Origin of the sequence: Gemella haemolysans ATCC 10379 (genome assembly GCF_000173915.1) — a bacterium.
GTDB lineage: Bacteria > Bacillota > Bacilli > Staphylococcales > Gemellaceae > Gemella > Gemella haemolysans.
The window spans coordinates 175,080-184,048 of record NZ_ACDZ02000005.1 but is presented as its reverse complement, the minus strand read 5'-3'; the positions used below and the strand labels follow the sequence as shown (position 1 = coordinate 184,048).

Annotated in this window: 5 protein-coding genes and 1 pseudogene; 3 read left to right on the top strand and 3 right to left on the bottom strand. The window is 33.6% G+C overall.

The window, feature by feature from the left end:
- A pseudogene (locus GEMHA0001_RS01675) lies at positions 1 to 262 on the bottom strand (Tle-like phospholipase domain-containing protein); the annotation flags it as partial.
- A 32-nt stretch (positions 263 to 294) separates the two neighbouring features.
- On the opposite strand from GEMHA0001_RS01675, the gene GEMHA0001_RS01670 reads away from it, so the two are divergent.
- The 3 genes from GEMHA0001_RS01670 (at position 295) to GEMHA0001_RS01660 (ending at position 6,957) form a co-directional block, all read left to right on the top strand.
- A complete protein-coding gene (locus tag GEMHA0001_RS01670) occupies positions 295 to 1,143 on the top strand; it encodes a 5'-nucleotidase, lipoprotein e(P4) family (RefSeq protein WP_004263342.1) in 849 nt (282 codons plus the stop codon).
- Positions 1,144 to 1,351: 208 nt separating this feature from the next.
- The gene (locus GEMHA0001_RS01665) at positions 1,352 to 3,463 is read left to right on the top strand and encodes an amidase family protein (RefSeq protein ID WP_004263543.1); all 2,112 of its coding nucleotides are present in this window, start codon (positions 1,352 to 1,354) and stop codon (positions 3,461 to 3,463) included.
- 230 nt (positions 3,464 to 3,693) lie between these two features.
- Entirely contained in the window at positions 3,694 to 6,957 is a 3,264-nt protein-coding gene (locus tag GEMHA0001_RS01660; protein ID WP_004263326.1) for an amidase family protein, read from the top strand.
- Positions 6,958 to 7,111: 154 nt separating this feature from the next.
- On the opposite strand, the gene GEMHA0001_RS01655 is transcribed toward GEMHA0001_RS01660, so the two are convergent.
- Positions 7,112 to 7,519 (bottom strand): F0F1 ATP synthase subunit epsilon, encoded by a 408-nt coding sequence (locus tag GEMHA0001_RS01655; RefSeq protein WP_004263548.1) that lies wholly within the window; start codon positions 7,517 to 7,519, stop codon positions 7,112 to 7,114.
- A gap of 20 nt (positions 7,520 to 7,539) precedes the next feature.
- Positions 7,540 to 8,955 (bottom strand): F0F1 ATP synthase subunit beta, encoded by a 1,416-nt coding sequence (atpD, locus tag GEMHA0001_RS01650; protein ID WP_004263430.1) that lies wholly within the window; start codon positions 8,953 to 8,955, stop codon positions 7,540 to 7,542.
- Between the last annotated feature and the right edge of the window lie 14 nt (positions 8,956 to 8,969).

Here is an 8,969-nt window from a genome sequence, read left to right as displayed (position 1 = left end):
ATGGAGCTGAATTATATATTATTGTTTTCTGAACATTGTAGTGTAATGCGATCCACTGTGCCAAATTCCCACCTAAACTATGCCCTGTTAATATTATATCATCCCCATATTCAGCTCTTATTTCCTCATAGAATTTACGTGCTGGATCAACGTGACCATCTCCTAGTCCTAGAGCTATTCTCCCAAAATCAGTTTTAACCGCATCATTCCATTTATCATTATCAGGATTTGTCCCTGTGTACGCAAGAATTACTATACTTGTATATGTAGATAACAAAAGGAGCTATAAATATTATGAAAAATAAAAAACTTGTTATGTCTATTTCTTCAGTATTAGCTACAGTTGTTCTTGCAACTGGATGCGCACAAAAAACTGAAGAAAAAAAAGAAGAAAATAAGAGTGGAGATAATAAAATAACTCTTACTTATGACCAACTTAGATCAAGAGAAAATACAATGGGATCATTGTGGTACCAAAATGCTGCTGAAGTAGATGCATTATACCAACAAGGTTATAACGTTGCTACTAATAAATTAAAAGAATTATTAAAACAGCCTACTGATAAACCTTATTCTATCGTATTAGATATTGATGAAACAGTATTAAGCAACATTCCATTCCAAGTAAAAATGATTAAAGATGGAACTGCATTTAATCCTAAATTATGGGATGAATGGGTTCAAAAAGCAGAAGCAACACCTGTAGCTGGAGCTAAAGAATTCTTACAATTTGCAGATAAAAACAAAGTTCAAATCTACTACATCTCAGATAGAACAGATGCTCAAGTAGATGCAACTATTAAAAACCTTGAAGCACAAGGACTACCTGTTCAAGGTCGCGATCACCTAATGTTCAAAAAAGAAGGTGATAAATCTAAAGAAGGACGTCGTCAAGAAGTTTTAAAACACACTAACCTTGTTATGTTATTTGGAGATAACTTAGTCGACTTCGCTGAATTCTCAACTAAATCAGAAGAGGACAGAGATAAAATGTTCGAACAATTAAAAGCTGAATTTGGTGATAAATTCATCATCTTCCCTAACCCTATGTACGGATCATGGGAATCTGCAGTATACAAAGGTGAGAAAAAAGACGGTAAAGGACAATCTGAAGCTCGTATGAACGCCTTAAAAGGATACTAATTTAAGAACAATAACAAATTAATTTAAATAAAAAATATAAGTGACTTAAACTGAAATTATAAAAAAATATTATTAAGTCACTTATATTTTTTTATTTTAGAAAATTATTTACTTGATTGATGATTAGTATCGGAGTATAATCGTAAATAGAAAGCTTTTTCAAGCTTCAACCATTTATTTAAATATTAATTTAAAATAGGAGTTAACAATGAAAAAAAATAATATTAAATACGTTCTTATACCAGCATTTGCAGCTGCAACATTATTCCCTGTTTTAGCTAACGATAATCAAGCTAAAGCTAATGAGGATAAAGCTACAACAACTTCAACTGTTAGTAACACTGAAAACACTAATGAAAAAACAACTAATGTTCCCGCTACTAACAATGTTGCAAAAACTACACCTACTACTCCTGCTAATATAGCTAACAGCGTAAAACAAACACCAACAACTAATACTGAGTCAACTAACAGTGCCAGTATTGTTGATAACGAAATTGTTAAACCAAAAGTTCCATTCACTGTAACTGAATATAAGCAAAAAAGTGCTTTAGAACTTGCTCAATTAATTCGTGAAAAAAAAGTTACTAGTACAGAACTTGTTGACTTAGCTTATAAAGTTATCGCAGAAGAAAATCCTAAATTAAATGCTGTACTAACAACAGAAAATGGTAAAATTCCTCACGCTATTGTTGAGGAAGCATACAGAACCGCAAAAGAAATAGATGATAGAGTAAAAGCAGGTAATCTTGCAGCTAAGCCTATAGACTGGAAAGAACAACCATTCTTAGGTGTCCCAACTTTAATCAAAGGTCTTGATGAATTAAAAAATGGTGATTATACTAAAGGAGTATATCTAAATAAAGGAAAAATAGCAGACAAGAATGGTCCTGTAGCTGCAGAATTTGCTAAATTAGGTTTTGTTATCCTTGGACAAACTAACACTCCTGAACTTGGTACTAGAAATATTACAGATTCAAAATTATTTGGTCCTGCAAGTAATCCATGGGATCCTAGTCGTAACACTGGAGGATCTTCAGGAGGAAGTGCTGGAGCTGTAGCTAGCGGTATGGTTCCTATAGCTAGTGGTAGTGATGCAGGAGGATCAATTCGTATCCCTTCTTCATGGACTGGACTTATTGGTTTAAAACCTACTGGACATGTGGTTAAATTCCCGCTAGTTAAAACTATAGAGGATGCTAAAGCATTCTTTGAAAAAACTGAATTAAGTAAGCCAAAAACATTAATAGAACCCCCAAAAGATTTGAAAAAATTAAAAATAGCCTACACTCTTAAAACTCCACTTAAAGATCTTGAGCTTAGTGATGTTGCTAAAAAAGCAATTTTACAAACTGTAGATTTCTTAAGAAAAGAAGGTTTTACAGTAGAAGAGGTTAAAGAGTTTCCTATTGATGGATACGAAGGTATAAACACATACACTGTAGGTGCTATTGGTGAAGAAGGTTATGTTGCCGCTGTCAAAGGTGTAACAGAAGAAAATAAACGTCAATTAGATCCTGCGACTTATGCATTAGGAACATCTTCTTATATGGGACCAAATGCTAACACTGATATTTCTTCAGTAAAACCATTATCTACATTCATTAATCAAATGAATGAATTTTACAAAAAGTATGATTTATTCTTAGTTCCAACTAATGCAGTTACTGCTCCATCAAATGACAAAAAGGTTGATCCTTATGTAGATCCAGAAGTTGAAGAACAACTATATAATATTAACAAAATTACAGATCCAAAAGAAAGATTCAAACTGCTTACAAAACAATGGTTACCGATGACAAGACGTTCACCATACACTTGGGTATTTAATTTATCTGGAAATCCAGCAATCTCTTTACCTACATATCTAAGTGATAAAAACTTACCTTTTGGTGTAATGTTTGCAGCAAAAGATAATTCTGAAAAAGTTCTTTTAGAAATTGGACAATACTTCCAAGACAGACATCAATTCAAAATGAATCCAGCTATTAGAAGTACAAATGTTTCAGAAAATGGTAATAAAATAGGAGTTAACGAATATGGAACTAAATATGAATATGCAGTTCCAACTTACGCACCTTCTGTTGCAGAATTACCAACATTAAATATCAACAATGAAACTGCTACTACTCCAAGTGAATCCGAAAATTCACAAACTACTTCTGTTAAAGAAGAGAAAAAGGTAGTAAATACAAATAGATTAAATTCAATCTCTAAAACTCTTCCAAATACAGGAGAAAACACAAACAACTTCCTATCAGCAATTGGACTTTCATTCCTTGCTTTAATAGGACTATTAAAACGCAAAAAAAATAATTAGTGTCTAAGTAAATATATAAATACGGTTAATTTTTATAGTTAACCGTATTTATTTTATTTTCAAAAAATATTTTTCTCTCACTTAATTGCTATAATATCTATATAGAAAACCATACTAATATTTTTTCATTTCATCTAACTATTCTCTTGATTGGTAATCAATATCGGAGTATAATTGTATATAGAAAGCTTTTTCAAGGTTTTAACAATTATTTAAAATAGGAGCTAAAAATGAAAAAAAACAAAATTAAATATGTACTTATACCTGCCTTTGCAGCTGCTACATTATTTCCAGTAATAGCTAACGATAATCAAGCTAAAGCAAGTGATGATAAAATTACAACATCTTCTAACGTTACTACTACTAATGAAAAACCAACTAGTATTGATACTACTGCCAATAATGTAGTACCAACTCCTACTAATACTACTACAGCAAACGATGTAACAGCAAGTACTACTAATAGTGAACCTGAAATCAATAAAAATAATGAGACTACTAACAGGACTAATGTTGAAAACAAAGAATCTACTAAACCAACTATACCTTTTACTGTAGCTGAATATAAACAAAAAAGTGCTCTTGAACTTGCAAAACTAATTCGTGAGAAAAAAGTTACTAGTACAGAGCTTGTTGACTTAGCTTACAAAGTTATTGCAGAAGAAAATCCTAAGTTAAATGCAGTACTTACTACAGAAAATGGAAAAATACCTAATGCTTTAGTTAATGAAGCATATAAAACTGCAAAAGAAATAGACGATAGAATTAAAGCAGGGAACCTTGCTGCAAATCCTATAAACTGGGAAGAACAACCATTCTTAGGTGTTCCAACACTTATTAAAGGATTAGATTTAGTAAAAGATGGTGATTCTTCAAATGGTGTCTATTTTAATAAGGGTAAAGTATCAAAATTTAGTGGAGCTGTTGCTAAAGAATTCGCAAAACTAGGTTTTGTTATACTTGGCCAAACTAACTATCCAGAACTAGGTACTAGAAATATTACAGATTCTAAATTATTTGGGCCCGCAGGCAACCCTTGGGATCCTAGTCGTAATACTGGAGGATCTTCAGGAGGAAGTGCTGGTGCTGTAGCCAGTGGTATGGTTTCAATAGCAAGCGGAAGTGATGCTGGGGGATCAATTCGTATTCCTGCTTCATGGACTGGATTGATTGGTCTAAAACCAACTGGACACGTAGTTAAATTCCCTCTAGTAAAAACAATTGAAGACGCCAAAACTTATTTTGATAAAACACAAATTAGTAAACCTAAAACACTGGAAGAAGTTCCAACTGATTTAAAAAAATTAAAAATTGCTTATTCACTTAAAACACCATTAAAAGATGTTGAATTAAGTGAAGATGGTAAGAAAGCTGTTCTAAAAGCTGTAGATTTTCTAAGAAAACAAGGCTTCACAGTTGAAGAAGTAACTGAGTTTCCTATTGATGGTTATGAAGGTATTAGAACCTATACTATAGGTGCAATTGGTGGTGGATATACTGCCCCTGCAAAAGCTGCAACAGAAGATAATAAACGTGATTTAGATCCTGCTACCTATGCATTAGGAACATCATCTTATAGGGGGAAAACTGCTAATACTGACGTAACTTCAGCTAAACCTGCCGCAGAATATATAAATCAAATGAACGAATTCTATAAAAAATATGATTTATTCTTAATGGCAACAAATGCTGTTACAGCACCATCTAATGATAAAAAAACAGATCCATATGTTGACCCTACAGTTGAAGAAAAACTTTATAATATTAATAAAATCAAAGATCCAAAAGAAAGATTCGATTTACTTGTAAAACAATGGGAACCTATGATGAGACGAACTCCATTTACATGGTTATTCAATTTAACAGGAAATCCTTCCATCTCATTACCAGTTTACAAGAGTAAAAATAACCTACCTCTTGGGGTTATGTTTGCGGGAAGAAACAATTCAGAGAAGATTCTTCTTGAAATGGGACAATTATTCCAAAACAACAATCAATTCATATTGCACCCTGACGTGAGAAATACAGTAACACCAGAAAATGGTTACAAAGTTAGAGAAAATGAATATGGCACAAAATATGAATATTCAATTCCTAGTGATGCTCTTGTTGCTGAAGCTCTTAAGCCTTTCACTGGTAAAGTAGATGGTCTTTCTGAAAATGGTAATAAAGTTGTTGTTGATAAAGACGGGAATGTTTCTGAGTATTCTTTACCTAGTGATGCTCTTGTTGCTGAAGCTCTTAAGCCTTTCACTGGTAAAGTAGATGGTCTTTCTGAAAATGGTAATAAAGTTGTTGTTGATAAAGACGGGAATGTTTCTGAGTATTCTTTACCTACTGATTCTCTTGTCGCTAAAGCTCTTAAGCCTTTCACTGGTAAAGTAGATGGTCTTTCTGAAAATGGTAATAAAGTTGTTGTTGATGAAGACGAGAATGTTTCTGAATTCAATACTCCTACTGTTGCTCCTATCTCTGAAGCTCTTAAACCTTTCACTGGTAAAATCGATGGCCTTTCTGAAAATGGTAATAAAGTTGTTGTTGATAAAGACGGGAATGTTTCTGAATTCAATACTCCTACTGATTCTACTATCTCTGAAGCTCTTAAACCTTTCACTGATAAAGTAGATGGCCTTTCTGAGAATGGTAATAAAGTTATTGTCGATAAAGATGGTAATGTTTCTGAATTCAATACTCCTACTGTTGCTCCTACCTCTGAAACACCTAAGGCTTTCACTGGTAAAGTAGATGGTCTTTCTGAAAATGGTAATAAAGTAGTTGTTGATAAAGATGGTAATATTTCTGAAGCAAATGCTCCTTCTGGTGCTCCTATCGTTTCAGAACTATCGGAACTAAACATTAATAACAATAAAATTACAGTAACTATTAAATCAAAAAATAAAGATATTAGTGTAGATATAAATACAGCAGATGCTAAAGACATAACATTAGAAGCGAAAGACATCACAAAAGATGTAAACTTAGAAGACTTAAAAGATAAAATTATTGCTGATGCTAACAACAATTTTAAAGACAAGAAAGACATTACTTCAATTAGAGTTGTCGACTTAGAGTTACAGAATGATAATAAAACTGTAAAACTTGATATTCCAAGAACAGTAAAAGTTGCTCTACTCCAAAATGAACAAAACAAAGATATACTAGTTTATCATATTAAAGAGGACAATTCTATTGAACTTATCCCTTCATCTGTAACCAACAATAGTTTACAATTTACAGTTGATCACTTTAGTAAATTTGCAATTATTGCAAAAATCAAAACAGCATTTGCTGGAAGTGAAAAAGATATAAATTCATTTGCTGTTCAAGAAGAGAAAAAATTCACAATAATAGACACTAGAGGAGCAAATTCAACTCCTACTAATGCACCAAAAACTCTTCCAAAAACCGGTGAAACTACAAACAAATCTCTTGTAGTAATCGGCCTTTCATTACTTGCATTAATTGGATTGTTAAAACGTAGAAAAAATAATTAATTGAGATAAATAACCTCGGAAAAAAGTTTTTGATAAGAACTCTAAATTCCGAGGTTTTATTTTTATTTCTTTACAAATTTTAAATCATAACATAATTCAATCTAACTATATAAGAAAAAATGTAGTCCATAATAAATATGAACTACATTTTTTCTTATAATTGTTCAGCTACCTTCAGACGGGCACAAGCTTTAGCTATTGCTAATTCAGCTCGTCTTACATCAAGACCATCTTCTTTTTTAGCAAGACGTTCTTCTGCACGTTGTAATGCTCTTTTAGCACGTTCAACATCAATATCTTTACCTAATTCTGCTGTTTGAACTATAATAGTTACTTCGCCTTTATGTGTTTCCACAAATCCTTCACTTACAGCTAGATATTCTTCACGTCCATCGGGAAAAATCACTTTAAGAGGTCCAACCTTTAATGATGCAACCATAGGAACATGGTTAGCCATTACACCAAGTTGTCCACTTGTAGTTCCCAATACAACCATAGAAGCTTCTTTAGCGCTATAAGCTTCTCCATTAGGAGTAACAATGCTTACACTTAAAGTATTCATTTATTTACCTCCTATTTGTATTATACTTCTACTCCTAGTTTACGAGCTTTTTCTAATACGTCTTCAATTCCACCAACTAGACGGAATGCATCTTCAGGAATGTGGTCATATTTACCATCTAAGATTCCTTTGAATGCTTGTACTGATTCAGATACTGGTACGTATGAACCAGGTTGACCTGTGAATTGTTCAGCTACGTGGAAGTTTTGAGATAAGAAGAATTGAACACGACGTGCTCTATCAACTGTTTTCTTATCTTCATCACTTAACTCATCCATACCTAAGATGGCGATAATATCTTGTAATTCACGATATTTTTGAAGAGTTCTTTGAATTGTTGTCGCAACTTGATAGTGTTCTTCTCCTACGATTTCAGGAGCTAATGCTCTTGATGTAGAAGCAAGTGGGTCAACGGCTGGGTAGATACCCATCTCTGTTAACGCACGCTCAAGGTTTGTTGTTGCATCTAAGTGAGCGAATGTAGTCGCTGGAGCCGGGTCAGTATAGTCATCGGCTGGTACGTAAATCGCTTGGATAGATGTAACAGAACCTTTTTTAGTTGATGTTATACGTTCTTGTAAACGTCCCATCTCTGTAGCAAGTGTTGGTTGGTAACCAACGGCTGATGGCATACGTCCTAATAACGCAGAAACCTCAGAACCTGCTTGTGTGAAACGGAAAATGTTATCGATGAATAGAAGCACGTCTTGTCCTTCTTCATCACGGAAGTATTCCGCCATTGTTAATCCTGTTAATGCTACACGCATACGAGCACCTGGTGGTTCGTTCATTTGTCCGAATACCATGGCTGTTTTGTTAATAACACCAGAATCTTTCATTTCATAGTATAAGTCATTTCCTTCACGAGTACGCTCACCTACACCTGTGAATACTGATAATCCACCGTGTTGTTGCGCAACGTTGTTGATAAGTTCTTGGATAAGAACCGTTTTACCAACTCCCGCACCACCGAAAAGACCGATTTTACCACCTTTAATATATGGTGCAAGTAAGTCGATAACTTTAATACCTGTTTCAAGAACCTCAACGTGAGTTGATAATTCATCGAATGTTGGAGCTTCTTTGTGAATTGAATCTTTACGAACTTCTGCTCCTGCTTCTTCACCGTGGTCAACTGCTTCACCTAATACGTTGAACACACGACCTAATGTGTAGTTACCTACAGGAACTGTAATTGGTGCTCCTGTATCTACTACTTCTGCTCCCCTATTTAATCCATCAGTAGATGACATAGCGATTGTTCTTACTACGTTATCACCAATTTCAAGAGAAACTTCAAGAACTAATTTTTCTTTTTTCCCATCGCCTTTTTCTATGTAAACTTCTAAAGCGTTTAATAGATTTGGCATATGCCCTGATTCGAATTTAACATCTACTACAGGTCCCATAACTTGGAGAATATAACCTTTATTCATATGTTGTATGCTAA

Excerpts from the sequence above, each read along its gene's own strand:
- GEMHA0001_RS01670 (WP_004263342.1), top strand. The coding sequence starts at position 295 with ATGAAAAATAAAAAACTTGTTATGTCTATTTCTTCAGTATTAGCTACA.
- GEMHA0001_RS01665 (WP_004263543.1), top strand. The coding sequence starts at position 1,352 with ATGAAAAAAAATAATATTAAATACGTTCTTATACCAGCATTTGCAGCT.
- GEMHA0001_RS01660 (WP_004263326.1), top strand. The coding sequence starts at position 3,694 with ATGAAAAAAAACAAAATTAAATATGTACTTATACCTGCCTTTGCAGCT.
- GEMHA0001_RS01655 (WP_004263548.1), bottom strand. The coding sequence starts at position 7,519 with ATGAATACTTTAAGTGTAAGCATTGTTACTCCTAATGGAGAAGCTTAT.
- atpD (WP_004263430.1), bottom strand. The coding sequence starts at position 8,955 with ATGAATAAAGGTTATATTCTCCAAGTTATGGGACCTGTAGTAGATGTT.